General features: G+C 52.7%; 1 protein-coding gene. It reads right to left on the bottom strand.

Annotated features, from left to right (window positions below):
* Positions 1-77 precede the first annotated feature (77 nt).
* Positions 78-1,165, bottom strand: a 1,088-nt coding sequence (tcmP, locus tag OB13_RS20845) for a three-Cys-motif partner protein TcmP (RefSeq protein ID WP_461492109.1), incomplete at its 5' end; no start/stop codon positions are given.

The following is a 1,165-nucleotide window of genomic DNA, read 5'->3' as shown; positions in this document are numbered from 1 at the left end:
CAAGTTGCGCTCACGCTAAACTTGCGGTATGCATGGAGAAGCTACAAAGTACCCGCAATACCCAAACTTCCAACAACCTACCTATACCCAATAATCGAAGTAAAAGAAACTTTCCGCATCGGCTGCCTCGAAACCGGATTGATCGCTTCCACTACCCCTTGCTTTTTCAACTGCTCAAAAGCCTCCTGGTAATTCCCCCGGATGTAGTTGGTTCCGATATTATGATGCCGGTAGATGCTGTCCAGCGGCAGGTTATGGTAATAGGTGGCTTTGCCTGCCAGATCGGCAATCAGGTTCTTAACAGAGTACCGGTACTGCTCCTGGAACAACGAAAGCTGGTGCTTGATATTGGCCCCGAACAAAGGCACCCCATCTTCCTGGCTGTCGCTGTACATGAGCATGAGCTCCTTCATTTTCATGTAGGCCGTGTCTGTCTTGGACGCAAAGAACAGGTAATGGCTGGTCTGGTTCTTCTTGGGGAGGCTAATCTTGAAACGGAAGGTCTTATACTCCTTTTCTTTGAAAATCTCCTCAAAGCGATCCACTATAAAGTCTTCGCGCTGCGTCGCGTCCTGGTAGCGCTCGCTGAAGTCCTTGATCCGGGCCAGGCGTTCGGCACCGAAGAGGTCGAGCAGCTCATTGTCAGCTGCGCCCTGCAGGGCGGCGCGCAGCCGGGCCGGTGTGAACAGCATGAAGAGGTCCAGGCCCCAGCGCTTAACAGATTGCAGGAGCAATTGCTGTGAAAAGGGATAGCCAAAGGGGTCGAGGTAGAGCAGCGTGGGGGTATCGTTACCCAGCAGCTTAGCCAGCAGACTGAAATTGGCTTCCTCGTGCAGCATCACCGGTTTATGCACCAGATTCTCGTAATAGGGCAGGCTCTGCAGGTTCTCTTTCAGCCTGGCAGCAACCGCTTTCTTCTCGTCATTAAAGAAGGTCCGGACCGTTTTGTTGAGGTTGTACTTGTCGGTAGCCCCGAATATGCTGTTGAGTATTTTGACCGGTGTGGCCGGTTTTCCCTCCTCCGGTTTCCCCTCCCCTGCATACAGATCGATGAAAGCCAATGCCGGATTGGATACATACCGCTGCCCCTGCAGGGTCGTATTGCACCAGGCCTTGAAGTACTCATTGAGTAGCTCGGACTTGATCTCTGCGGTGCTTCGCTGTA

The sequence above is a fragment of the Pontibacter sp. HJ8 genome (genome assembly GCF_054824225.1).
The sequence above is the reverse complement of the archived record's forward strand: the minus strand, read 5'-3'. Positions and strand labels throughout refer to the sequence as shown.